Source organism: Bacillus sp. A260 (genome assembly GCF_009861435.1).
GTDB classification, from domain to species: Bacteria; Bacillota; Bacilli; order Bacillales; family Bacillaceae_G; genus Bacillus_A; species Bacillus_A cereus.
In genome coordinates this window covers 1,871,352-1,897,103 of sequence record NZ_CP046398.1, presented here as the reverse complement: position 1 = coordinate 1,897,103, position 25,752 = coordinate 1,871,352, and the positions used below count along the sequence as shown (strand labels likewise).

Genomic DNA, 25,752 nt, shown 5'->3' with positions numbered 1-25,752 from the left:
TTATTCACTCTCCTTTTTCACTTGTAATATAGTACTATGCCTCTTTATAACAACGACTTTTTCTCCAGCATCAATTGAAGAATCTGCAATAGCTGTCCAAGTATCTCCATCCACCTTCACAATACCATTCGCTTCATTTGTAATCGCTTGCATAACAATCCCTCTTTTACCAACAAGCATATCTACTGTATCAGTAAAACCTTTTGCTTCTCGAAAGTTTTTTGAAATTCTTTTCGTAAAGAATGTCAAAGTTAAACTTACAATTGCACCAACAGTAACTTGTAACAGTAGTGCATCAGGAGCAAACAAAGCAATAAGACCTCCGACAACAGCTCCAATTCCAAGCCAAAGCATGTAAAATGTAATCGACAACATTTCCGCGATAAATAAAATACCAGCTATTATAAACCAAATTACCCAAGCAGCCATATGCAACCCTCACTTTCTTTCTCATTTTCTATATGTATATGAAGAAAAGAATGGTTTATCCGCCCTTTCTTACACTTGGGCGTTTGCTACAAGCTATTGTACATATTCACTGTTACAATGATCATTAATATAATACTATATCAATATATTCTTCATTATACATGAAAATCCCTTTCAAAAAGTGACAAAAAATTAAATTCTTTAAAAATTTTAATTTTTAAATTACAATTATTACAATTACTAAATACTTTTTTTATAGAGGTGATATTCTTATTGAGAAACCTGTCACTAATCTACTATTTAGGTTCCAAAATATGCATTACTCTCGCTGACATCGTATATGTAATGATTATTACAACTCATATTTATATAGCAACTAAATCAGCTACTATTACTGCTCTTTTTCCATTATTACAAGTTATCACAAATCTAATTGCTAACATCTCTGCACCACTTATGATAAATCGTTTTCCATCTTATACGCTGTTATATACGCTCCAATGGTTGAAAACAGTCTTTTTACTATTATTAATGATTTTGTTCCCGGTCTTATCCACAAACATTATAGCTCTATTAACTTTTATTTTTGTCATTTCATTATGTAGCGGGTGGAGTGCTCCATTATTATACGGTATTCTTCCGCGCCTTACACCGAAAGAAAAATTAGTAAAAGTAAATAGTATCTTTTCCTTTTCAACACAAATTGTGCAAGCCGTTGCTTATTCATTTACGAGTATTGTCGTTCTTCTCATTGGCGCTACTTCTACACTCATGATTAATAACATTTTAATGATTTTCGGATGCATTGCATTACATTTTTCATTACGTTCCATACATACTGAAAGAATAGCAGATTCTCCCTCTTCCAAAATTACTGTTTTATTGGAAGGTTGGAAACTCCTATTTCAAAATCCTTCTCTCCGTACCGTTACATATATGGACTTAATCGAAACTTTCGCAGGGACAATATGGATTGGTGCTATTACGATGGCATACGTTACGACTATCCTTCATAAGGGCGAAGAATGGTGGGGATATATTAATACAAGTTATTATGTTGGCACGTTAATCGGTGGTCTATTAGCATGGAAAATGAGTTCCTATATTCAAAACAATTTAATACGATCTATGTCGATTAGCTCTCTTATATTTAGCATTCTTACATTTTTATATGGTATGACGAGCAGTGGATTTATTGCGCTTTTTCTATGTGTTCTAATGGGACCATGTTATCAAATTAGAGATATTTCCCAAACGACTGTTTTACAATCAAGTGTTGCCCCTGCTTTATTATCAAAAATGTATACAGCACATGGCGCACTTCTTTCAACAGCCTCTGGACTATCTATGCTTAGCATTGGCATTATTACTGATATGTTCGGTGTTCGTACAATTTATATCATCGCTTCTATTCTTATTTTATGTTCCGCTTGTTTATCTTTTAGTTTATTAAAATATCATAAGACAGAGCAGAACGATATTTCACTTTAATCACTAAAACAAAGAGGACAGGGATCCCTGTCCTCTTTGTTTATTCTATTCATGATAAGTTGGGGATTTTTCTATGCTTTGTCGCTTGTTCAAAAGCATAAGCTAATTTAATTAATATCCCTTCACTAAATGCAGTGCTTGCAATGGTAATTCCAAAAGGCCTCCCGCTTTCCATATACCCTGCCGGTATTGCTATAGACGGATAACCCGCTTTCGCACATATAGTAGAACCTATATAGGAAGGAAACAGTATCGCATCAAGATTATATTTTTCCAATGCAAAATCAATGCCTTGTTCTTGAGAAAAATATATATCTTCTAATCTCGCATTTAAATATTCTGGATTTCGTAACGTATTAGGAAAATCTTTTCTTCCCTCTAACTTAGTTTGTCCATATTTTAAAGCTCTTTCTGCTATGTTTTTATTAAACTCCATTAACTCCGAAATAGAATGTACCGGGATAGTAGAAGGTAATTTAGAAAGATAGTTATCTAAACTATGCTTCAGCTCATAAAGCGGAACTCCCCAGCTCCATTCTCTATGAAAAGAAGGAATATCAATATTTTCTACTACTGTCGCTCCTTCATTACGTAATACTTGGATCGTTTCCTTAAACAAGATTTCATCATACTCACCATTTTCGTAATAATCTTTTGGTGCATCGTTAAACACACCAATCTTCGCTCCATTTAAACCATTTGCATCAAGGTAAGATGTATAATCCCGATATGCCCTACCGTCACTTTTGTGAGTAACTACATCTTTCTCATCCACTCCAGTTAAACTCCCTAGCAAAATAGTAGCATCGGTTACCGTTCTAGCAAATGGTCCAGCTGTATCTTGCGAATAAGTAAATGGAATAATTCCTCTACGACTAATTAAACCGACAGTCGGTTTAATACCTACTACAGAATTTTGAACAGCAGGGCTCAAAATAGAAGCATCGGTTTCTGTCCCAACAGATACTACTGTAAAGTTAGCAGCAACTGCTATTGCAGATCCTGTACTAGATCCGCCAACAAACATATGATCCTTGCCCGTTCCATATGGATTGATTGTTTGACCACCTCTTGCACTATATCCAGCCCACATTTCAAAAGACATTGCATTTGCTAATTCTGTCATATTCGTTTTTCCTATTATCACTGCCCCTGCTTCTCGCAGTTTAGTAACGAGAAATGCATCTTCACTGCTTATATTTTGTTCTAGAGCTATTGTACCTGCACTTGTATGCATGAAGTCATTCGTTTCAATATTATCCTTAAGCAAAACAGGTATTCCATGCAATGGTCCCCTTACGCCGTTTGTCTTTCTTTCATAATCTAACGCTTCTGCAATAAAAATAGCATCTGGATTGATTTCTAAAATTGAATTGATTTTCGGCCCGTCTTGATCATACTTTGCGATTCTATAGAGATAATACATCACTAGCTCTTTTGAAGTTAGCTTTCCAGATTCCATTTCATTTTGAATATCTTGAATTGTTAATTCCTTTTTTAAGATTGAATTAAACTGAATTTCCATTTATATTCTCCCTTATATGAACTTTTTTAACATATACCCCTTACTTTTTCAATTTTTCATCTCAACACATCCTAAATTAATATCCCTTTAAAGAAATTCAATACTCTTATTTAAACACCTTTAATTTCCCGAAAAATAAAAAAAGTCTGAAACGGATTAACCTTCGCTTCAGACTCTTACATTACTGTGCGTATACTTCATCTAATAAATGTAAAAACTCACCTTGTTTCCCAGCTAATTCAGGGCATTTTGCAATATCAACCCATTCATAGCAAAATACTAATCCTTTATCTTCCTCACCAGCACTTACAATATGTTCCCAAGTATCCTTTACATCTGTTAGTAAAGTTACATGGAAAAAGTGGCGTTTTTCATACTCCTGTTTTTCTTTCATATGTATAATGTAATCTGCTAAAAACCGCTCTATGCATAAATGACGCAATCCGGATTCTTCCTGTACTTCACGCAATATAGCAGCTTCTAACGTTTCACCTTCATCAACCGTTCCCCCTGGCACTTGAATACCAGCTTCATGTATATCACGATGTTTAAAAACAAGTAATTGCATAACCCCCTCTTGTTCTCTTGTAATATATGCATGTACTTTTTTCTTATATAACATCGTCATTGTACATCTCTCCCCTCAATTGTTCACTCTGTTACTTCTTCAAGCGTCAGTTGATTATCATACAAATATGTAGCTTGTGGATTTCCCACATACCTTACGTGCCATGGTTCATACCGATAGCCCGTAATCGTTTCTTTCGCTTTTGTGTATCGAACCACAAAACCAAATTTATGGGCATTTTCAGAAAGCCACTGACCTTCTTTCGTTTCCCCAAAAACTGTCTCTAACTGAAATTTAGCAGATTGAGACGTAATATCCATAGCTAGTCCAGTTTGATGCTCACTTGTGCCAGGAACCGCGCTAGACATTGCTGTTTTTGCTTCCCCGTCTTGTTTTTTATACATCGTATTTAATGCTTTTTGTCGATCAAAAGATCTAAATCCAGAAACTGCAAAAAGAAAAATACGCTCGTTGTCAGCCTGCTGAAACATATCCTCAAGCGCCCTCGCTGCCTCTTTTCTCATCTTTTTCTTTTCGTGATCACCTTCACTAGAGTAGCGCACTTTCGGAATAACTAAATCTGGCGGTCTATACCCATCTGGTAAACGCCTACTTTTATTTACAAGTACAAGCATTGAATTCGGATTATTAATTACCGCAATATCCCCATCCATATTAGCAATCGTTTCTTTCGCTTTCGGAAATATGCTATTTACACTTACTTCCCGCGCCTGCTTATCCTTATACATTTTATAATTGATTCCTGCTACTCCAATAATAATTATTGCAGCTACAATACCAAGTAGTGCCCATCTTTTTTTCATATAACGACCTCTTATTTTAATAATTTGGCCATTTCATACTCATCGATGCCCTTTCCATCGATAATAAGAGCAGCTTTTTTGACACCTTCTTTCTCAAATCCAGCTTTTTTATATAGTGCCTGAGCTCTTGTATTGTGGGCCATTACTGTTAATTCTAAACGCCATACATCATGTAATTTTGCCCACTTCTCAACCTCTTTAAACAATCTCGTCCCAATACCTCGCCCGTTATACTCTTGCAAAATACCAATTACAATGGTTGCCACATGCCTCTTTCTTTGAATGTTATTTCCATTCACTAATATAAAACCTACTATCCTCTCATCTTCAACTGCTACAAATATTGTTGCATATTCATTTTCTATAAAGCGATGGATCATTTTTTCTTGTTGCTCAGCTGTAGTTTTTCTTTCTCCTGGTTCATATAACATAAACTTCGTTTCTTCATCTAATTGCTTACTTAATTGCAAAAATGATGATGCATCTTCTATTTCGATCTCCCTAATCACTTCAATCACCCTACCAGTTTCATAATAAAAAGTTTTCCTTATAAAAAGATTTTCTCTACTTTCCTGAAAATCCCTTTGTAAATCTCCTGCTATAAATTGACAAATTTCGATATTACTATAACAACGACAAATTATGTCTATTCTGTGACGTCTCATCATTACAAAGAAAAAACGCAAGCATTACACTTACGTTTTTTCAAAAATACTGTGAATTCCTCCTCATCAGGTGAGGTCTCTCACCAATTTAAATTTCACTTTATCCATTCACTTTTTCTGCCTGCCAAAAATATTCACCAAATGCTTTAGCAAGTGCATCAATTGATCGATTCAATTCTTCCTCTGTATTATCTACACCACCAACTTCTATTAATATCGCTTGTCCTGATAGGTCTTGATTATAGATTCCATTTCCTGTCTGGAACCCTTTTTGAATGACCCCACGGCTCACTCCTGGATATTTCTTATTAATCGCCTCATGTAAAGCTGTCGCTAATTGTAAGTTTTTTTCATAGTTTTTATTTCCTTTCCCTACTACAAATGCAAGCTTTGCATATGATTTATCTCCAATTGTTTTTGTCGTTACATTCTTTCGGGCACTATCACGATGCAAATCAAAAAAGTATTGAAGATCTTTATTTCCAGCCATAGCTTGCTGCACAATTTCTCGTGACATTTTATACGAACTATTACTGTTTAAACCTTTACTTATTAACTTTTGACCAACATCACTCTTATCGTTAGTAGCTCCAATCCCTTCACCTTCTAGTTGTTCACGGAAACGATCTCCTAATATAGAAATATTCGACACAGAACTCGTTGCTTTATTCGGATTCGGGTCATTCGTTAAGTTAAGTAAAGGTAAATAAGATTCCCAGCTATGTGTATGATAAATAAACGCAACTTGTCTCTTCCCAGTCGTTTGGGACGGCTGTTTTTTCTCTTTATTCGTATCTTGTTTAGGTGCTTGTCCAGTTCCACTAGTCCGTTCCTTCACTACTTCTTCAAGAGGAACACTCGACTCTATCGGTAAGTTAGAATAATTTGTACCCTCACCCGCAATAACAATTTCTGTATCGTACTTACCAAATCCCGGGAGCTCTTTCCCGACAAAACTGCGTACATCATTAAAGCGAATATTTGTAGCCATAGAAAAGAGAAAAGAAGAAATTGAAAAATCTTGATTCAAATTTCGATACTCCTGTGTAAAATAATGATTCTCTTTTCCAAGTACATACATGTAACCATTCATCGATAACTCATTTAACCAATTATATAAATACGTTGACTTTGTCTCTTTCATAGAGGTTACCATCAGACTAATAAGAAAAAAAGTCGCTAGCACTGTAGTAATAACAAATAAAACTAACTTACGCATATTTGTAAACTTCATAAAAAAAAAGCCCCGATTCATACTATCACCTCTCTATTTCAAGTTATGTACAAGCCCTAGAGAATAGACCGTTAAAATTTCGGCTATATTGTTAATGAGGTGAAATGAATTGAAGCTATTAATAGGAATATTACCAATCGCTCTATCATTCATTTTTTATTTGTCCGCTAAGCAACCAAAAATCTCTATTGTGCTACATATTTCTGCGTACTTGGCACTATATGTACTTGGTACAATTATTTCCATTAATATATACGATGTTTTAATACAAGATTTAGTTTTCATGACGAGCATTCATGGAATTTTACTGAATCCATTTTTCCTTATTGCAGGAGCGTATATAGGAACATACACTTTGTACCTACTTTTGTCTCACATTATTATGAAAATAAAAAATGGAGCGTAATGAAATGCAACCACCATTTATCTGTCATACATGCAAAAAAAGAATTGTGAGAAAGAAAGACCTTATTACAGCCACATGGTACTTCCGCTTTTATTTATTTCACAGTGATTGTTTTAAACGACAGCAAGTGTTTATCTCACGATTTCTCCCTGTGAATACACTTTTCAATTTCTTTCTTATTATATATGGACTTATTTTTGGCAGTATTCTTATGATTACAGAACCATCTATTATTTGGCTGACTTTCTTTTTTCCTATTTTTTATCGGTTTCTTTCTTATTATTATGTTGAACGTTTTTTCTCTACATAACGCGCAGACTGACCTCTCGGAATACTTAAACATTCCCACTCATTTTCTTTTAACATCTTCCCAATGTAAATAATCTGACCAATATGCAATGCATAATGAGAAATTTGCCTTTCAATTGCTTGCATGACAGTATGTGCTTCACCGCGAATGTATACCGTCTTCAATAAGTGTTCCGGCGTTAAAGTATTCATCGTATTAAAAACATATTTCCATCCTTCTTGCCAAGCTATAAGGGTTTCTTCTTTTGAATGATAGCATCCTTCAAATTCACCATCTCGATTACGATCTGTTTTTTCACCATCAGACGTTAAAAAATCCGTCCATCTAGAACGCATATTACCGTGCAGATGCTTAATAATAATCGCTATACTATTTGTTTCTTCATGAGAAGACCATTGTATTTGTTCATATGATAATTGAGAAAGTGCCCGTTCCCCTTGTTTCTTTGTTGCTTTAAAGTTCGAAATCGCACATTGCAAATATTCACGTCCGATATCCATATTAGCCCCTACCTTCACCCTAGCTAATTTTTGTTCCATTTGGCAATTCCATATTAGGCTGAAGTAACACAACATCATCAGCTTCAGGAACACCACCAAGCACAAGCACTTCTGATTTGAATCCAGCTACACGCTTTGGTGGAAAGTTTACAACAGCAACGATTTGTTGACCGATTAAATCTTCTGGAATATACCTTTTCGTAATTTGAGCACTTGACTGCTTTATCCCGATTTCTCCAAAATCTATTGCTAGTTTAATCGCTGGTACTCTCGCTTCTTTAAATTCCTCTGCATGTATTACAGTTCCAATTCTCAAATCCAAATTTAAAAAATCTTCAAAATTAGCCATTTATCATTCCCCCCAATTATTACTTAGACAAAATACAAAAATCCCCTTCAAAAAAAGAAAGGTGCCTAAGCACCTTTCTTTTGTAATTCACTTGATTCATTTGATTTATAGAAGAAGAAACCAAGAATCCCGCCAATACATGATGGAATTAACCATCCGATTCCTTCGTTATATAACGGTAACATTTGTAGTACATTAGAAATCGCGTCAATTTTAATTTTCGCACTTTCTAAACCGTTAAAGAAACTAATTAACAATGCACCTAAAATAGCTCCAATATAAATTGTATTACGCTTCCCAATCCACTTATGGAAATACGAAAGTACGATTAATACAATTGCAACTGGATAAATGATCATTAACACAGGTAATGTTACTGCGATTAATTGTGTTAAACCTAGGTTAGATACAATTAAACTAAATACACATACCATTGTTACAATCGTTTTATGCGAAAGTTTTGGGAATAAGTTTGTAAAGAAACCTGCACACGCAGATGTTAACCCAACAGAAGTTGTTAAACAAGCGAGTATAATAACAAGCCCTAATAAAATTTTACCACTCGTCCCATATAGCTCATTTACAACATTCGTTAAAATAAGGCCACCGTTTTCTGAGATACCAAGTGATGTACTTGTTGAACCAAGATAAGCAAGTGATAAATAAATTAACGTTAAACCAAGTACAGCAATAATACCTGATACTACTGTTATTTTTGCAATTTGACTACTCTCTTTTATCCCTTTAGAGCGGATAACTTGTACAACGACAATTCCGAATACGAGCGCGCTAATTGCATCCATCGTTAAATATCCTTGAATAAATCCACCAAAGAAAGCATTTTCTTTGTAAGCAGCTAACGGCGCAGCTGGCTCTCCAATTGGATCAATAATTGCCTTTCCGACAATAACAGCGACAATTAATACTAATAATGGTGTAAGAAACTTTCCGAACCAATCCACTAATTTAGATGGATTTAATGATAAATACCACGTTATTCCGAAGAAAACTATCGTGAAAAGAAATAGCATGTACCACTCTGAAACCATTGCCTCTGATAAAAACGGCTTCATACCCATTTCAAACGAAACAGCTCCAGTACGAGGAATCGCGAAAAATGGTCCAATTGCTAAATAACTAATCAATGGGAAAATAAACGCAAATATAGGGTGAACTCTAGAAGATAGCGCTTTCAAGTCCCCCTCTACAAACGCGACAGCTGTTACAGCTAGTAGGGGTAATCCGACTCCCGTTACAAGGAATCCTATTGTAGCAATCCAAACATTCTCTCCTGCTTGTTGACCTAAAACTGGCGGAAAAATTAAATTTCCTGCTCCTAAAAATAATGCAAATAGCATTAAACCAATTGCTACCGTATCACCTGGCCTTAAACGTCCCTTCATGCTCTTCATTTGCATAGCACTTTTTCACTGTTTATCTCTATATTTTACAATATGCTATGCATCCTCCTCTCTGCTCAAGATGATAAAATATGCCCCTTACAAAGCAGTGTCTTTCTCCATAATTTCTCCATTCCCCTTATTTTTACTCTAATCATTAATACAATTATTATTTTTAATTTTGATTTTTTTGAATTTTCAAATCATTAGAGTGTTATTACGTGGAGTGTAGATGTCAGACCTCTTTGTTTTTATCACACATATAGTAACATATTTAGTTGCAAAATAAAAACATATTTTCAAATTGATTTTTTTGAAAATCGAAATTATCTACATTTTTTATTCTCTTACACAAATATTGTTACAATCTCACCTATTATTCGATTGTTATTTTCAAATAACTTTATACACGTAACATACAAAAGCCATCTAATATATAATTAGATGGCTTTTGTATGTTACTCTATGGTTTCAACTTCACGTGGATTTTTCATCTCTTCCACATACACAACTCTAAATCCGTGATCTTCTAAATCTTTCAATAATGTCTCTAATTCACCGTCGTTAAACTCTTCTCCTAATGTAAACATAATTCTACGAACTAATAAGGCATCATTATCAAAAGTCATCAAACTTTGAATACCAGTGTATTTCTTTAAAACTGTCGATAATTTTTGGATTGCTCCATTATAGTCTTGCGTTCCAATCATGACAGAGTATTTACTAGAGTGAACGCCCCATGCATCCTCTAATAACTCAAAAACTTTTTTATGCGTTAAAATTCCAAGGAAAACCCCTTTTTCATCAACTACTGATAAATAAGGCAATTTTTTTATTGTAAAAAATACTTTAAAGAAAGATGAATCTTCTCTCACAAATCCTTCTTTATCGTTTAATAATTGTATTACACTCTCATCAAGTGATCCTTTATATTCTAAAATATCTACTTTATATATATTCCCTAAAAATTTCTCTTTTTTTTCATCTAAAACTGGTACACAACGATACCCCGTTTTATTTAAATGCTCTAACGCTTCCCCAATCGTAATCGAACTTGAGCACAGTAAAACTTCCCTTTTCGGCACGTAATTCCCTTTAATCCTCATAAAAAGCCTCCTTATGTTAAAATACTTTCTGTGCCATAACTATATTATATTTTCAGAAAAAAATAAATGATTTATTTTATTTTTCTGAAAATTATTCATTTTCTTGTCATAATTTATTCATGAATCCTTCACTTGTATATTTTTGCTATCAAATCTTCTCTCTGAATTACTAAATGAAAAATATATTGTAACTTCTTTCAAAAAAAGCTAAAATAAGAATAAGAATTTTCTGAATATTCTAAGAGTAGGTGGTTATATGTCCTTATTACGCTCACATATATGTAAATTTATAATTGGTGTTATTTTTATTTTTGCCATAAGTCCTATTCCAGCTCTTTTTATTACACACAATTACTCCTATCAAAATGGATTTATTAGCATTTTTCAAAACTTCGCACAGCTTTCTTCTATATCAATTCCAAAGGTTGATTGGATGCATGAATCTATCTTTTTCTCAGCAAACCAAATGATACATACTTCTAATCATTCAACACCATTATTCCCTTACATATGGGAAATATATTTTATATCGATTGTTCGTTTTACTTTTACCCTTGCGATCGGATTTTTCATAAGTTTGGGTATCGGCCATTTATTTTTCAAAGTACCTAACTCGTTTAAAAAGTTTACTACTGTATTGAAATGGATACCTTACTCTTTTTGCACTGTAGTATTACAATGTTCAGTCTTATTACTACTTCTATACATCGCACAATTTATAAACCTTCCTTACTACTCATCATTTATCATCGTATGTAGTACTTCCATGATTATCGTTATGCAAGCAGTAAAAAAATGGATTCCTTTCTTAAAAAACACAAATGAATATGAAATAAAACATGATTCTTTTCTTGTAGACACATTGTTTTTAGCGCTTACTTCAAATCATAAATCAATTTTAGGTTCCATTATTCTTTCATTCGTTTTTATGGAATGCGTTTTTCATGCAAATGGACTGTTACAATTTATCGTTCAATTTGGCGGAAATTCACCTATAATTGTTACAATCGGCTTATTACTACTCTATATCCCATATAGCATACTTTCTTTCCTTCAAACACTATGGACCACAAACTACTCCAAGCAACAGTCATACACTTTAACGAGAAGTGTTCCAAAACCTTAATTTAAAATAACCCTCTATAATCTAAAAGTAGGGGGTTATTCCTTTTGTATAGCGGACAAAATAACAGCAAATTCAAAAACTATTACAGAAACATACCAATATTTACCCTTTTCCTTTGACTATTCTTTTCATTTGGATTTATTATAAAAGTATAACATAATTGCAGGAGGTGACATCTTTATTCCAGACCTTGGAATGGAGAACACGCTTGGACATATTAAATATTTTTCTCATCTTTGTACTTATTCTTATTTCTGGTTTTTTCGTTGCATCAGAATTCGCTGTTGTAAAAGTACGAAAAAGTCGAATTGACCAACTTGCAAATGAAGGTAATAAACAAGCTTTAGCTGCAAGAAGCGTCCTATCTAATTTAGATGTTTATTTATCAGCTTGTCAGCTCGGAATTACAATCACTTCTTTAGGGCTTGGTTGGCTTGGTGAACCGACTGTGGAACATATACTACGACCGCTCTTTGAAAAAATTAATATTACTGGAACAATGGCTAACACTTTATCTTTTGTTATTGCTTTTAGTGTTATTACATTTTTCCACGTTGTATTAGGTGAATTAGTTCCAAAGTCTTTCGCAATTCAAAAAGCAGAAGCAATCACACTCAAATTTGCAAGACCGCTTATTTTATTTGATAAAATTATGTATCCATTCATTTGGCTACTCAATAGTACAGCTATATTTTTCACAAAACTACTCGGATTAGAACCTGCGAAGGAAAGTGAACTTGCTCATTCTGAAGAGGAATTGCGACTCATTTTAGGTGAAAGTTTTAAAAGCGGTGAAATAAACCAAACCGAATATAAATATGTAAATAACATTTTTGAATTTGATGATCGAGTTGCGAAAGAAATTATGGTTCCTCGTACCGAAATGATTTGCTTGTCTACTGAAAATACGTTAGAAGAAAATATGGATATCGTCGCTACTGAAAAATATACACGCTATCCAATCATTGAAAAAGATAAAGATGATATCATTGGGATGATCAATACGAAAGAAGTATTCCATGATCAAACGAAAGGTATTTATAAACCACTTGAATCTTATATACATCCTGTTCTAACTGTATTTGAAACAGTTCCAATTCGTAAAACGTTAGTCCACCTTCAAAAAAATCGCGTTCAGATGGCAATCGTTATGGATGAATATGGTGGTACTGCCGGACTTTTAACGATGGAAGATATTCTTGAAGAAATCATTGGAGAAATTCAAGATGAATTCGATGCTGATGAATCACCTATGATTGAAAAGCGTACACCTAAGCTTACTGTTTTAGATGGAAAGGTGCTTATTTCTGAAGTAAATGATATGTTTGGCCTACATATTGATGATAGTGATTTAGATACAATCGGAGGATGGCTTCTCTCTCAAGCAGTTGACTTAAATATTGAAGCTGGCTATTCCATTGAATATGCTGGTTTTCAATTTAAAGTATTAGAACTTGATGGACATCAAGTCAAAAAAGTTGCTGTACATAAACTAGATATTAAAAAGGAGCTATAAAGTGACTGTTTTATTAACAATTTGTATCATTGCCTGTTTCGTTGTTTCATTTCTCGCCTTTATTTATCCAATTATCCCTGGCATACTAGCTGTCTGGGCTGGATATTTGATTTACCATTTCGGTATAAATGGAGGCGAATTAACAACTTCTTTTTGGATTATTCAAGTCATTTTCACTCTTTTCATTTTCGTTGCTGATTTTATTGCAAATGGATATTTCTTAAAAAAATACGGTAGTTCTAAATGGGGTGAACGTGTCGGAATGATTTCTATCATTGTCGGCTCGTTCTTCTTCCCACCATTCGGACTTATTATCATACCGTTCTTATCAGTATTTATAACAGAACTAGTACATAAAAAATCGCCAAAAGATGCTTTTCTAGTTGGAGTCGCTACTGTAGTTGGTTTTTTAAGCAGTACAGTAGCGAAAGCAATTCTCCAAATCATTATGATTATCATCTTCTTGTGTTATATCATCTTTTAACCATCCCGACTTCGGGATGGTTTTTTAATATGCAATACCTACTCGACTATTTTCATATATATTTTTCTTACATAGATCCCATGCAAAGTGTGCTGTATCACCCACTGTAATTTTTGATCCACCCTCTGGCAATATATCTTTTTCAGTTCGATATACCTCTGTCGCCTCACCATCTATTAAATGTGTCGGACAAACAACTGTCCAACATAAATTATTACTATTACTTAGTACCTTATATGCAGCCAAATGATCTTCCGCTGCCGTTGTCGTTTTCCTTTTTGATTCCGTTGATTGAAAACGATATAAATTTAGATCTGTTCTTGCTTGTAAAATACCAGCTGTTCCTATTGTTATGATCCTACGAACCCCATCTTCTTCCATTTTCTTTATAATTTGTGGCATACTCTTCGCTAATGTTCCATTTTGATCCGTTCCAAGTGCACTAATTACTATATCACTTCCTTCTATCGCTTTCTTTATATCATTTTCGTTCAATACATTCCCTTCTATCACTCTTAACCTTTCATGTTGTATTTCTATTCTATTTAAATCACGCGCTAATGCAGTCACTTCAGCTGAATCCTTTAATGCTAAATTAATTATGTTTGAACCTACTCGTCCTGTTGCTCCCAATATACATACTTTCATTTGTTTTCCCCCTCTTTCATTCTCTTTCTATTTTTCAATAATCTCAGTCAATTTACAACAAAAAAGCTTCCTCATATATAAGAGGAAGCTTTATTATTACTTTATTTCTTTTCTTTAGAATCAGTAGACTTCTCGGTTCCGCTTGTTTCTTTATCCTTTTTGTCCTCTTGTTGTGTTGTTGTGTCGTCTTCTTTCTTCTTGTCCTCACCTTTACTACAACCTACCATTAATAAAGAACTTGCAAGTGCCATAGCAGTTAATGATTTAACCCATTTGTTCATTTGCGTTTCCTCCTTGTGATAGAATATGTACAACCTCATATTACTCTCTATTTTTAAAGGAGAGATTGAAAAACAGTAAATATACGGTAAATTTTTGTAAATTTTCCGATAACAAAACCTAATTTTAATTTATATATTTCATTTCCAATCGATACACAATAAAACTAGTTTTTTCTCTCAATGGACGTAAAAAAACTAAGGCGCATACCATTTCGCCTTAGTTTCTCATGCAAATTTTTCATTTTCATATAGATGTGTAATCTTATATTCCTTCTTCATAACATATTGCCACACACTATAAGCGTAACGGTTCATTTTCAGGAAACAATTTTCCAAAAATGAGCGAAACTCTGGGTTAGCAACTTCCACTGCAACTTGAGCAAACTTTAAAGCTAATCGTTTCAAATGCGCAATATAACTGGTTGCAATATGAATATCCCCTGTATATTTACTAACTGTTTCCTTTCCCATTTCATGCAAATCAAACTCCATTGTTTCACAGGTTATATGCTGCACATTCTCTCCTTCTTGAAAATTTACTTGTTCATTATATGCTTGTAACATATATGGTAAATGGTGCTGTAATAGATTTTTTAATTCTTCGTCTCTGACCTTTCCAGCATACTCTCCAACCTTGTATATTAGCATATAACTATATTTCATTAATTCTTTCATACAGTCCATTAAAGCGCCTCCCTTCTCTTTTGTCCATATACTATAAATATGATGCTAAAACATTCGCTATTCTCGCTAAAAACCAATCCCATCTACTAATTTTCTCAAAATCTTCTTCAGAAAATCGTTTTGATTTATGAAAGTCTACCTGTAATCGACTCCATACTTCATCAACAACTGTTTTATCATATATGATACAGTTAGACTCACAATTTAAATAAAAACTTCTATTATCAAAATTCGCTGTCCCAATATCAACAATTTCTCCATCAATAATTGTTACTTTCCCATGAAAAAATCCATTTCGATATTGATAAATCTCCGCTCCAGCATGTAACATATCTTTCAAATATGGATAGGCAGCTTGTTTTAACAATATGGCATCACTTTTAAATGGCACGAGAATTTTCACATTAACACCACGATTTAATGCAGCTTTTAACTCTTTCACCATTTCTTTACTTGGTACAAAATATGGTGTAGCGATAATTAAAGACTTTTTAGCCTTTTTTAAAAGTGCCCCATACTTTTCCCATAAGCCTTTTCCATTTGAAAATAAATATTGATATTTCACATTCCCTAATGTAGGTATACTTTCATGTATAGGCATTTTTTCTCCTGTATCTTCTTTCCAATCTTCGGCGAACTTTCTTTCCATATCCGCTGCACCCTCACCATGGATGCGCACGTGATAATCACGCCATGGCCCAAACTTTGGATTTTGTCCAAGGTACTCCTTTCCGATATTAAAACCACCGACGTATGATACCTTTCCATCTATCGTAACAATACGTCTATGATTCCGTTGATGCAAAGAATAGAACACATTTTTCAGTTTCGGTTTTTTACTAAATGTAAACTTCACACCGTTTTCCTTTAATCGGCTAATTACCTTTTTCTTCAGCTTATATCCACCTATCCGATCGACTGACAATTTCACTTCTACTCCGCTAGATGCTTTTTTCTCTAATAACTGTAAAAACTCTTGGCTTATTTCATCTTTTCCTACAATATAAAAATGGATATATATATACTTTTCTGCATCGTTTATATCCTCAAATAATTTTCTATATAACTCTTCACCGTTCGTATATAATTGAAATTCACCTAATCGAACTTGTCCTAATTCATATTCACTAGCCATTTCCTTCCCCATTTCCACATCGATGTTCATCCAAATGAATACACCTATTAAACAAAGGATTATAGCGAAAAAGTGCTTCATGGATAAATTCCTTTCTCCACTTACTGTTATTTCTATATCTTCCCTTTTTTATTACATTATCATTCAAGAAAATATGTCATTGCATGATATATGTCCATATCAAACAATAGCTCATTTGCATATTGTATGTTGTATCTTAAAATAAAAGGAGGAAATAACAATGGGCTTCGCACATGGTAATGGATTTGCGCTATTAGTCGTATTATTTATCCTCTTAATCATCGTCGGTGCTGCTTGCTTCTGCTAAGTAGCTACTGTCATATGATATGTGGATGAAAAAACTATAAAAGCGGACACCTATTTTTAGGTGTCCGCTTTTCATTTTAAAACCATTTCCGACTGCTATAGTAACTTAAATGGCTAAATATTCATCTCAAAAGGTTAACAATGTGGCTACTTTCTTACTCTCTGCCTTACGTATATGACGCTGTTCTGCACGTAACACAGCAATACGATGTAATTCTTTCTCTTCTTCTGTTTCAGGGATAACACGCGGTACTGGAACTGGATTATTTTCCTTACTAAGTGCCACAAAAGTAACGAATGACGTTGCCGCTATACGCTTCTCACCTGAAATTAAATCTTCAGCTACTACCTTCACAAACACTTCCATCGAAGTTCTTCCCGTCCAAATTACGAAAGATTCATAACTAACACAATCTGAAGAACGAACAGGATGTAAGAAATCGACCCAGTCCATAGATGCTGTGACACATTCCTTTCTCGAATGTCTGGATGCTGAAATAGAAGCAACCATATCCATCTCCGCTAATATCTTCCCACCAAATAGCGTGTTATGATCATTTAAATCTGTTGGGAATACTCGGCTCGTTTTGAACACCCTTGACTCATTGGCTGTTTTCCCCTTTACTTCTGTCATTGTTATCACCCCTTTAATGATTTATCCCTAATATTTCAATAATCACTATACTAAATGAACTACACGTTTAATATTAACAACATTCAGAACTTTTAGTCCACAAAAAAGAACCGATTTTATCAATCGGCTCCTCTAAATACATATTGTTCTTTCGGCTGTTCAACTTTATTCCATTTTGTTACTTCTAATACAGGAATATTCGCATGAAACGGCTGATAAAACTCAGTAGTTATCTCTCCTTCTACTTGAATCCAGTCATCATTATTCCACTCTACGCCTTCTGGCTTTTTCACTAACATACCATACACACCAGAATCTGCTACGCAATGTATAATACCGAAACGGAATAAGAAGTATTGTTCTTTTTTAGAAGAATCATCCCTAAAAACAAACCCTTTAAAAGATAATTTTTTCCCAGTAAACTCGCCAGGATAATTATAAATTGTTTCCATACCCTTTAGGAAGTCTTCATCTTTCAAATTAATATTGTCTTTCGTAACAAACTCTTTCTTCCCTTTTTCCATTACACCACGGTATCCTTCTTTCCCGTAATAAATGCTCGTATCAGGTCTTAGAAATTGTCTTGTCATAAATGGATCCTTACTTTCTGCTTGTGCAACAGGAAAGTGAAATCCTTTCGCTTTAACAATATCCGAATCTAACGTCGCAATTGGGAAAAATAACCCTGAGATAATTGGAAAACAAAACAAGGAGTACGAAAATGCTTTTTTCCACCATGTATTCTCATCTTTTGAATGATCATGCCCGCAATGGCTATGGTCACAACTGCAATCATTTTTCTCTTTTTCCTTTTGGTGCTCTTTTTGGAAAACGACGATAATTTGTATAATCGTTAAGAAACCTAAAATAATTGCTGCTGTTGTTGATAAATAGGCATACTTCATATTGATATACTTCGTAATGTTACCGGAAATATGAAGCTGCGCAATTAATATTGTAAAACCTAATAATATATATGCTCGAAACATAACCTACCACCCCATCGCATAAATGAGTAGTGAGCTTGCATAAACAACAAGAGTAACTGTAACTATAACAACAATTACAAATTTAGTTTTAAATGTCGCAAGCATCATAAACATATTTTTAATATCCACCATCGGTCCGTAAACGAGGAACGCGACAAGTGAAGCTGTTGAAAACGTACTTTGGAACGAAGAAGCGATAAATGCATCTGCCTCTGAACAAAGTGATAATATATAAGCAAGTCCCATCATAACAGCTGATGAAGAAAACGGACCTTGTCCAATAGCAAGAAGTGTTGAAGTTTGTACAAACGTTTGTACCGCTGCTGCAATTAACGCACCTAGTACTAAATATTTTCCCATTGAGAAGAATTCCTCAACAGCGTGTGTACATACATCCCACATTTTTTTACGCAGTGGACGCTTATTATTCACTTCTGGGAAGTGATCATCTCTTAATTGATGTTCTTTAAACATAAAGGATAATATAATTCCAACGATAATGGCTACGATAATCGCTACAATAGAACGATACCATACCATGTGCATACTACTCCCAAAGGCAACATAAGTAGCAAATAATACAACTGGATTAATAATAGGTCCAGTTAACATAAATGCAATCCCTGCGTATGGTGGAACGCCTTTTCCAATTAATCGTCTTACAATCGGAACAATTCCACATTCACAACCTGGAAACAACATACCTAAAAAAGTAGCTAATAAAACAGACAGAAATCGGTTCTTCGGCATCCATTTTGCCACCATATCTTCTGTCACGAACATTTGAATGAATCCTGAAATAAATACACCAATGAGCACGAAAGGAAGTGCTTCGATCAATATGGAGATAAAAATTGTATTCATTTGCAGGAATGCTTTCGGTAATTGAAACAATTCCATGATGTATTTCCCCCAACTTTTCATTAACAATATGTAATTTTAACCCCATTTCATTAATTGAACAAGGTTTATATGGCATACATACCCTTTATATACATTACATTGTACAAGTTATATTCTATTCAAAATTTGAGATTTCATAGCAAAAAAGCTGCTCTAGCGTAGTTATATAACTATGCTAGAGCAGCTTTCTTATCGTTAAAAGTAACGTTTCTTCCAAAAAACAAAAGCTAACGTGAAAGATAGTGTTACACATATGATGAGTACAATTACAAAACCGTGGGCTTCCCCTTCAAACGGAACCTTTACGTTCATTCCAAAGAAACTAGAAACCATCGTCGGTAAAGATAAAATGATCGTAATTGACGTTAACAGTTTCATAACACTATTTAAATTATTTGATATAACGGAGCTAAAAGTATTCATCATTCCACTTAAAATGTGACTATATATTTCCGCCATTTCAATAGCCTGTTTATTTTCAATTAATACATCTTCTAATAAATCTTGATCGTCTTCATACATTTTTAAAAATGTACTATTACGCATTAACTTTTGAATTACAATTTTATTAGCCTTTAATGACGTTGTAAAGTATACTAAACTTTTCTCAAGGCCTAACAATGTGAAAATCTCTTTATTTTTCATTGACTGATTTAATTGATGCTCTAAATCAATTGTTTTTCGATTTATTTGCTTTAAGTATCTTAAATAATAAGTAGAAATCGTATATAAGAGCTGAAGTGCAAAGCGCGTCTTCTTAAACGTATAAAATTCTTTAATACGTTGATTAATAAAACGTTCAAAAATTGGATTCTCTTCTAAGCAGATTGTAACAAAACAATCCGGCATCACAATCATACCTATTGGAATCGTGTCATAAATCGAATTTCCTTCTTCGTCATGTCTAACTGTCGGAATATCCACGATAATTAAAGTATTATTGTCTTCCTTTTCAATACGAGAGCGTTCTTCATCATCCAAAGGGTCTTTAATGAAATCTAAGTCTACATTTAAAGTTTGTACTAGATATTGAATTTCTTCTTCTGTTGGATGAAGTACATTAATCCAGCACCCCTTTTGCATTTCCTCAATCTCTTGTAGTTTTCCGTTTCGGTCTGTTAAATATATATTTAACATACTATCACCCCGATTCTTTTTACATGTAGGAATCTACCTCTCTTAAATCACAGTTTTTAAACCGCCATTCTCAGCATATGAAACATACGTTTAAATTTCAATAGAAAAATTATTTTGAAAACGTTTTTATAAGAAAAATATTATAAAGTGAAACTTTAATCAGTGGGGGGCTTCATCCTCACCAATTATTAGCCCTTACAAATCGGGCTTTTACGGGTTATCCGCCCCCAACCAAACTTCTTTTCTTTCGCTGAATTGTGCGGTGAGGGTCTCACTGCCCGTTAAAGCGGGATAAACATAGAAAAAGACAGAGTGCTCTCTGCCTTAAAAGCTTATGTTGCCTTTATAACATATTTAGAAAGCATCCACAAGTTAAACCCGACTGAAATCGTATAGCCCGCGTATGTTGAAATGATAAAACTTACATAATCGAAATACGGAAGCAATACAATATTTAAAACTATCTTCACAATAATTCCAATCACTAGTCCTAGCACCGTCTTCTGCTGTTGATTGATTCCTTGTAGCATAGCAGCCGTTACTGTAAAAAGAGAAAATAGTATGCAAGCAGGAGCATAATACTGTAAAATGATTCTCCCCATCTCTGGATCATTTCCAGCACCGAATAAAAGAGTATATACAGGTTTGGCTAACACCATCATTCCAATTGCCGCCGGTACCGTAATTGCTACTACTAATACATTTGTTCTCGTAAAATGTTTGTACAATAGCTTCGTATTTCCTGCTGTGTAAGCTTTCGTCATCTCTGGTACGAGAGACATACTAAAAGCTGTCGCAACGGATACCGGGATAAGCACAACCATTTGAACAAGACCAATTATCGCATTAATTTTTTCCGCTTCTCCTTGCATATACCCTATTTGTATAAGTAGTTTATTAATTGTAAATGTATCAATCGTCTGATACAACGGAATTGCTAAGCCCACCACAACAAAAGGAATAGAATATGTAAAGAGCTCCTTATACAATGAGAAAAAAGATTTCGTTGTTTGTGGTATACTTTCCATCTCTTTTTTCTTTAAGTGCCTTCTCCTTCTTATATAATACGCACTTAAAACAGTTAATCCACCTACAGCTCCCATAAATGCACCGAACGTTGAAATACCAACCGCTAGCGAAACAGAAGCTTTTAAAACATATAAAACGACAAAGCTTCCTATTAAAATGGTTAAAACCCGAAAAAATTGCTCTACAACTACACTTAATGCAGAAGGCCCCATCGATTGGAATCCTTGAAAGAAGCCCCTTAATAAACTCATTACTGGCACAAGTATTAACGCAAAACTTACAATTCGAATATTAATAGTAACCGCTCCTACACTATTCCCCGTTTGATCATTCCCATCGATGACAAGTTTAGCTAAATGCGGAGCTAGCATATATAACGTAAAACACGAAATGACTCCCATTATAAACATAAACACGATTCCACTTTTCAACACTCTCTTAACCGTATGATAATCATTCAGTTGATCATATTTTGATACCATCTTTGAAACAGCTAGCGGTAATCCCATTGTTGCTATACTGAGCATGATGGTATAAGGACGATATGCATATGTGTATAGAACGTAACCACTCGTACCGACCATCGCTGTAAATGGTATAACATATATAAACCCTAACATTTTTGATATCATCGTTGCCATCGTTAAAAATATCGTTCCACGTATAAACGGTGACCCTTTCATCACATTCCTCCGCTACGCTTTATTATTACACATTATGGACAACTCCTTTTCTTTAGAACCGAAACAAACAAAAAAAGCCAATGAAAAATCATTGACTTTAACGCGCTGCTTTTTTCTTTTTGAAATACTTTAAACCAAAGTATAGAGCAATAAAAAGAACAGCTCCTATAATTATGTAATGTGTGTAATCAGATGCATACTCTTTAATTTGTCGCCAATTCCCACCAAGTTTTTCACCTAAGTATATAAATAGAATTGACCATGGAATGATCGCTACAACCGTATAAAGTGTAAATAGTTTTAATGGCATCTTAGCTAGCCCTGCTGGAATAGAGATCGCATGACGTACTACTGGGATAAAGCGCGCAGAAAATATTACGCCTGCTCCATAACGCTTAAACCAACCTTCCGCTATGTCTAAATGATGTTTATTAATAAGTAGATATTTCCCATATTTCTCTACAACCGGACGCCCTCCGTAGTATCCAAGCCAGTATAAAAAGATTTGCGCTAAAGTACCACCAATCGTTCCGGCGATAACTGCACCCACAAAACTAATTTTACCATTCGCTACTAAAAAGCCAGCATACGAAAGTACAATTTCACTCGGGATTACTTCAATCATTAAAGCAAGAGCTACTCCAAAGTAACCTAAGCTTGCAAAAAATTGCAATAACTGATCTATTATGTTTGCTAACATGTTCTTTTTTATCTCCTTTTTTCTTCACATACCATCCCATTATTACATAAAGGCTGCAATCTGCCAATATCTTCATTTTAACAATATGTACAATTCAAGCAGGATTAATCTATTAATTTCTCTTTCTGCGGGTCTTTCATGTAGGCAAACATCTCTTTAATTTGGTTTTCTGTATTTCTAGCAATTGATAAATTAGGCAATTCATTTTCACCAAAAAACTCCACCTCTTCTGTTTCAATGCTAGTTTTCTTTTCTCCACCAATAATCTCGCATCCAATGAAAATCTTATATACATGCGTCGCCGATGGAGATGGTTGATGTTTTTCTTTATCAAATATAGCTAGTAACTTAAAATGATCTACCTCATAACCTGTCTCTTCGAAAACTTCTTTTGCTGCAACTTCGGTTGGCGTATAACCGACATCAGCCCATCCACCTGGCAATGCCCATTTCCCATCGCTTTTTTCTTTCACAAATAATAACTTTTCATTTTGAAAAACAACCGCTCTTATATCAACTTTAGGTGTTTGATAGCCTGTCTCACTTGCAAATAATTTCTCTACGACTTCCCAATCTGTTTTCGTATAATGTGACATCATTGAAATAGAAATATCTCGTAATTGCTGGAAACGCTCAATATCATACACATCCTTAGAATACGTTAAACCCGCTTGAGCTATAGATTGTATTTGTTTTACCCAATCAATCCATTTAATCGTCATATATCCGCATCCCCATTCTCTATCAAATATATTACTTCATTTTTATTGATACATCTTTATTATACAAAAAAAAGAGATTGATAACGTTTCAATCTCTTTCAAAATTAATCCAATTCATGTAAGTGGTCTTGTATATACTTTCTTCTTTTATTTATATATTCATAAATCATATCAGCCTCTTGATCAAATGTTTCTAATTTTTCTTTCATGTATGGATCTTGTAGTAAATATGGGCGAATCAATTCACACAACCCTTCTACTTTCGGCCTCATAAACGAAACTGTGAATTGATTTTCTAATATTTCTTCCAAAATACTTCGATACTGCTTTCTAAATACAGGTATGTCTAGCAATCTTGCACTTAACGTATTATACCCTTGAATGCGAATATATTCATGATTAAGTGGTCTCCCTTGTACATCTCGCCCCCAAGTCGCATCATAATCCCACGGTATAACTTCAAATAAATTTGTTTCATCGTTATGATATAGTGCATAGTTATGAACGAAACCATCAAAGTTTTGCGTAAAAATAACTCCTGCTAACCATCGTAAATATTTATCTACATGTAGAAACTTCCCAATTTCTTTTTCATAGGCTTCCCTCGTCAAAGTATTCGCTTGAAATACAAATTCACTCAGTTGTTCTTCACTATTTTTATTCGAATATTTAAATTCATAACCCGCAAAGAGCTCTGTCTTAACATCTTTATCTCGTTCACTCATTAATGAAAAATTCGCATCATCATCTATCGCATAATAAATAGAACCACTCGGTAATCCTCTATTTTTTAAAAAATTTTCATCAACCGATTCTAACTGTAAGTACACACCTTGAATTTGACCATTAATTTTTATAAATACATGTTGTGATTTTGGCGAAAGTACACCAATATCATGAAAAAAATCTAAAGATAATTTATTTCGTATGAGAGACGGATCCATAAACTCCGAATTCAAATGAAACTCTTTCGCACCTTGAAATTTTTTAGGCTTATAAAACATAACATGATAAGACTTTTTCTCAAATTCGCGAATATGAGCTCCTCGGTATACGATATCAATATCATACTTCTTTTTTCCATAAGTTAATTTCGCTGGCACTGGACTATCTGACCAAATGTCCTTTTTCAATTCCACTAAGTACATTGGATGAACAAAAAAATCATATGAAGGCAGCATGTTTTCTCATCCCTTCTCAGTTCTCTTCCTTCAATGTATGCGCCTTTTCTTGTCCATACATCCGCAATCATCTATTTATATAAAATTACACTCTTGTCCTGTTCAGAAAGATGCCTACATACATATCATGTTAAGGAAAAAGAATACCTTTTCACTTTAATACATGATAAGGAGGATTTCTATGAAACGTGATATTAGAAAAGCTGTCGAAGAAATCAAAAGTGCTGGGATGGAGGATTTCTTACACCAAGATCCAAGTACTTTTGAATGCGATGATGATAAATTCACTCATCATCATTGTACAACTGGATGTAAATGTACAACTGGGGGTAAATGTCCAAGAACAAGATGTACTCGCGTGAAACATTGTACGTTCGTTACAAAATGTACGCACGTAAAAAAATGGACATTTGTTACGAAATGTACACGTGTACGTGTTCAAAAATGGACGTTCGTTACGAAAGTAACGCGTAGAAAAGAATGCGTATTAGTTACAAAACGTACTCGCAGAAAACATTGTACATTCATTACAAAATGCATACGCTTTGAAAAGAAATTTTTCTGGACAAAACGAAGTTTCTGTAAAAAATGCGAATTCTTCCCTAACAGACACGGTCACTCTTGCGATGATTCATGTGATCATGGTAAAGACTGTCACGATAGCGGACACAAATGGAATGATTGCAAAGGCGGACATAAATTCCCATCTTGCAAAAATAAGAAATTCGATCACTTCTGGTATAAAAAACGTAACTGCTAGTTTTTA

At 34.1% G+C, this 25,752-nt stretch carries 30 protein-coding genes; 8 read left to right on the top strand and 22 right to left on the bottom strand.

Going from position 1 to position 25,752, the window contains the following annotated elements; genetic code table 11:
* Entirely contained in the window at window positions 1-429 is a 429-nt protein-coding gene (locus tag GD442_RS09725) for an NfeD family protein (protein WP_000741976.1), read from the bottom strand.
* 273 nt (window positions 430-702) lie between these two features.
* Between GD442_RS09725 and GD442_RS09720 the strand changes: the two genes are divergently transcribed.
* Complete coding sequence (locus tag GD442_RS09720) at window positions 703-1,920, top strand: MFS transporter (protein WP_001245232.1); 1,218 nt, start codon at window positions 703-705, stop codon at window positions 1,918-1,920.
* A 49-nt stretch (window positions 1,921-1,969) separates the two neighbouring features.
* On the opposite strand, the gene GD442_RS09715 is transcribed toward GD442_RS09720, so the two are convergent.
* From GD442_RS09715 to spoIIP, 5 genes are all read right to left on the bottom strand, one after another.
* On the bottom strand, window positions 1,970-3,445 hold the full coding sequence (locus tag GD442_RS09715; protein WP_000405417.1) for an amidase family protein: 1,476 nt from the start codon (window positions 3,443-3,445) through the stop codon (window positions 1,970-1,972).
* Window positions 3,446-3,626: 181 nt separating this feature from the next.
* A complete protein-coding gene (locus tag GD442_RS09710) occupies window positions 3,627-4,073 on the bottom strand; it encodes an NUDIX hydrolase (protein WP_000178293.1) in 447 nt (148 codons plus the stop codon).
* Between the two features lie 23 nt (window positions 4,074-4,096).
* A complete protein-coding gene (locus GD442_RS09705; protein WP_000747645.1) occupies window positions 4,097-4,837 on the bottom strand; it encodes a M15 family metallopeptidase in 741 nt (246 codons plus the stop codon).
* A gap of 11 nt (window positions 4,838-4,848) precedes the next feature.
* The gene (locus tag GD442_RS09700) at window positions 4,849-5,346 is read right to left on the bottom strand and encodes a GNAT family N-acetyltransferase (RefSeq protein ID WP_000617576.1); all 498 of its coding nucleotides are present in this window, start codon (window positions 5,344-5,346) and stop codon (window positions 4,849-4,851) included.
* 256 nt (window positions 5,347-5,602) lie between these two features.
* Window positions 5,603-6,757 carry a stage II sporulation protein P gene (gene spoIIP, locus GD442_RS09695; protein ID WP_001079278.1) on the bottom strand — a complete coding sequence of 385 codons (1,155 nt, stop codon included), beginning with the start codon at window positions 6,755-6,757 and terminating at the stop codon, window positions 5,603-5,605.
* An 88-nt stretch (window positions 6,758-6,845) separates the two neighbouring features.
* Here spoIIP and GD442_RS09690 point away from each other — a divergent pair, with 88 nt between their 5' ends.
* Together GD442_RS09690 and GD442_RS09685 are read left to right on the top strand one after the other, a co-directional pair.
* Window positions 6,846-7,142: a hypothetical protein gene (locus tag GD442_RS09690; protein ID WP_000770738.1), complete on the top strand. Its 297-nt coding sequence runs from the start codon at window positions 6,846-6,848 to the stop codon at window positions 7,140-7,142.
* Window positions 7,143-7,146: 4 nt separating this feature from the next.
* A complete protein-coding gene (locus GD442_RS09685) occupies window positions 7,147-7,452 on the top strand; it encodes a hypothetical protein (protein WP_002164560.1) in 306 nt (101 codons plus the stop codon).
* Here the strand turns inward: GD442_RS09685 and GD442_RS09680 are convergent.
* The 4 genes from GD442_RS09680 to cbpA form a co-directional block, all read right to left on the bottom strand.
* Window positions 7,425-7,991: a DUF1572 domain-containing protein gene (locus tag GD442_RS09680; RefSeq protein ID WP_000435830.1), complete on the bottom strand. Its 567-nt coding sequence runs from the start codon at window positions 7,989-7,991 to the stop codon at window positions 7,425-7,427. The two genes, GD442_RS09685 and GD442_RS09680, sit on opposite strands and share 28 nt — an antisense overlap.
* A complete protein-coding gene (csaA, locus tag GD442_RS09675) occupies window positions 7,972-8,301 on the bottom strand; it encodes a chaperone CsaA (RefSeq protein ID WP_001263013.1) in 330 nt (109 codons plus the stop codon). Before csaA ends, GD442_RS09680 begins: the two co-directional genes overlap by 20 nt.
* Before the next feature lie 65 nt (window positions 8,302-8,366).
* Window positions 8,367-9,704, bottom strand: coding sequence for a branched-chain amino acid transport system II carrier protein BrnQ4 (brnQ4, locus tag GD442_RS09670; RefSeq protein ID WP_011110049.1), 1,338 nt, complete (start codon window positions 9,702-9,704; stop codon window positions 8,367-8,369).
* A 455-nt stretch (window positions 9,705-10,159) separates the two neighbouring features.
* A complete protein-coding gene (gene cbpA / locus GD442_RS09665) occupies window positions 10,160-10,807 on the bottom strand; it encodes a cyclic di-AMP binding protein CbpA (RefSeq protein WP_001220526.1) in 648 nt (215 codons plus the stop codon).
* Between the two features lie 256 nt (window positions 10,808-11,063).
* Between cbpA and GD442_RS09660 the strand changes: the two genes are divergently transcribed.
* From GD442_RS09660 to GD442_RS09650, 3 genes are all read left to right on the top strand, one after another.
* Window positions 11,064-11,933, top strand: coding sequence for a hypothetical protein (locus GD442_RS09660; RefSeq protein WP_000055265.1), 870 nt, complete (start codon window positions 11,064-11,066; stop codon window positions 11,931-11,933).
* Between the two features lie 208 nt (window positions 11,934-12,141).
* Window positions 12,142-13,449, top strand: a complete 1,308-nt coding sequence (locus GD442_RS09655) for a hemolysin family protein (RefSeq protein WP_000353738.1) — start codon at window positions 12,142-12,144, stop codon at window positions 13,447-13,449.
* Between the two features lies 1 nt (window position 13,450).
* Window positions 13,451-13,933, top strand: a complete 483-nt coding sequence (locus GD442_RS09650; protein ID WP_000217339.1) for a DUF456 domain-containing protein — start codon at window positions 13,451-13,453, stop codon at window positions 13,931-13,933.
* Between the two features lie 24 nt (window positions 13,934-13,957).
* Here GD442_RS09650 and GD442_RS09645 read toward each other — a convergent pair whose 3' ends face one another.
* From GD442_RS09645 to cls, 4 genes are all read right to left on the bottom strand, one after another.
* A complete protein-coding gene (locus GD442_RS09645; protein ID WP_000861645.1) occupies window positions 13,958-14,581 on the bottom strand; it encodes an NAD(P)-dependent oxidoreductase in 624 nt (207 codons plus the stop codon).
* Between the two features lie 101 nt (window positions 14,582-14,682).
* Window positions 14,683-14,862, bottom strand: a complete 180-nt coding sequence (locus GD442_RS09640; protein ID WP_001045960.1) for a hypothetical protein — start codon at window positions 14,860-14,862, stop codon at window positions 14,683-14,685.
* A gap of 225 nt (window positions 14,863-15,087) precedes the next feature.
* Window positions 15,088-15,546 carry a spore coat protein gene (locus GD442_RS09635; protein ID WP_000340527.1) on the bottom strand — a complete coding sequence of 153 codons (459 nt, stop codon included), beginning with the start codon at window positions 15,544-15,546 and terminating at the stop codon, window positions 15,088-15,090.
* Window positions 15,547-15,577: 31 nt separating this feature from the next.
* Window positions 15,578-16,762, bottom strand: a complete 1,185-nt coding sequence (cls, locus tag GD442_RS09630) for a cardiolipin synthase (protein WP_002023919.1) — start codon at window positions 16,760-16,762, stop codon at window positions 15,578-15,580.
* A gap of 160 nt (window positions 16,763-16,922) precedes the next feature.
* Between cls and GD442_RS09625 the strand changes: the two genes are divergently transcribed.
* Window positions 16,923-17,009: a YjcZ family sporulation protein gene (locus tag GD442_RS09625; RefSeq protein WP_000505094.1), complete on the top strand. Its 87-nt coding sequence runs from the start codon at window positions 16,923-16,925 to the stop codon at window positions 17,007-17,009.
* A 126-nt stretch (window positions 17,010-17,135) separates the two neighbouring features.
* Here GD442_RS09625 and GD442_RS09620 read toward each other — a convergent pair whose 3' ends face one another.
* The 8 genes from GD442_RS09620 to cotH form a co-directional block, all read right to left on the bottom strand.
* Complete coding sequence (locus GD442_RS09620; protein WP_000141164.1) at window positions 17,136-17,642, bottom strand: acyl-CoA thioesterase; 507 nt, start codon at window positions 17,640-17,642, stop codon at window positions 17,136-17,138.
* Window positions 17,643-17,761: 119 nt separating this feature from the next.
* Window positions 17,762-18,631: a TIGR03943 family putative permease subunit gene (locus tag GD442_RS09615; protein WP_000488043.1), complete on the bottom strand. Its 870-nt coding sequence runs from the start codon at window positions 18,629-18,631 to the stop codon at window positions 17,762-17,764.
* Between the two features lie 3 nt (window positions 18,632-18,634).
* Window positions 18,635-19,531, bottom strand: coding sequence for a permease (locus GD442_RS09610; RefSeq protein WP_000418716.1), 897 nt, complete (start codon window positions 19,529-19,531; stop codon window positions 18,635-18,637).
* 198 nt (window positions 19,532-19,729) lie between these two features.
* Window positions 19,730-20,671 (bottom strand): magnesium transporter CorA family protein, encoded by a 942-nt coding sequence (locus GD442_RS09605; protein ID WP_000932389.1) that lies wholly within the window; start codon window positions 20,669-20,671, stop codon window positions 19,730-19,732.
* 332 nt (window positions 20,672-21,003) lie between these two features.
* Window positions 21,004-22,383 carry a putative polysaccharide biosynthesis protein gene (locus GD442_RS09600; RefSeq protein WP_000678840.1) on the bottom strand — a complete coding sequence of 460 codons (1,380 nt, stop codon included), beginning with the start codon at window positions 22,381-22,383 and terminating at the stop codon, window positions 21,004-21,006.
* A gap of 97 nt (window positions 22,384-22,480) precedes the next feature.
* Window positions 22,481-23,083, bottom strand: coding sequence for an undecaprenyl phosphate transporter UptA (gene uptA, locus GD442_RS09595; protein WP_000880691.1), 603 nt, complete (start codon window positions 23,081-23,083; stop codon window positions 22,481-22,483).
* A gap of 104 nt (window positions 23,084-23,187) precedes the next feature.
* On the bottom strand, window positions 23,188-23,805 hold the full coding sequence (locus GD442_RS09590) for an NUDIX hydrolase N-terminal domain-containing protein (protein ID WP_000153585.1): 618 nt from the start codon (window positions 23,803-23,805) through the stop codon (window positions 23,188-23,190).
* 104 nt (window positions 23,806-23,909) lie between these two features.
* Window positions 23,910-24,986, bottom strand: a complete 1,077-nt coding sequence (gene cotH / locus GD442_RS09585) for a spore coat protein CotH (protein ID WP_000938001.1) — start codon at window positions 24,984-24,986, stop codon at window positions 23,910-23,912.
* 181 nt (window positions 24,987-25,167) lie between these two features.
* Between cotH and exsB the strand changes: the two genes are divergently transcribed.
* Window positions 25,168-25,746, top strand: coding sequence for an exosporium protein ExsB (exsB, locus tag GD442_RS09580; protein ID WP_000817498.1), 579 nt, complete (start codon window positions 25,168-25,170; stop codon window positions 25,744-25,746).
* The last annotated feature ends 6 nt before the right edge of the window (window positions 25,747-25,752 follow it).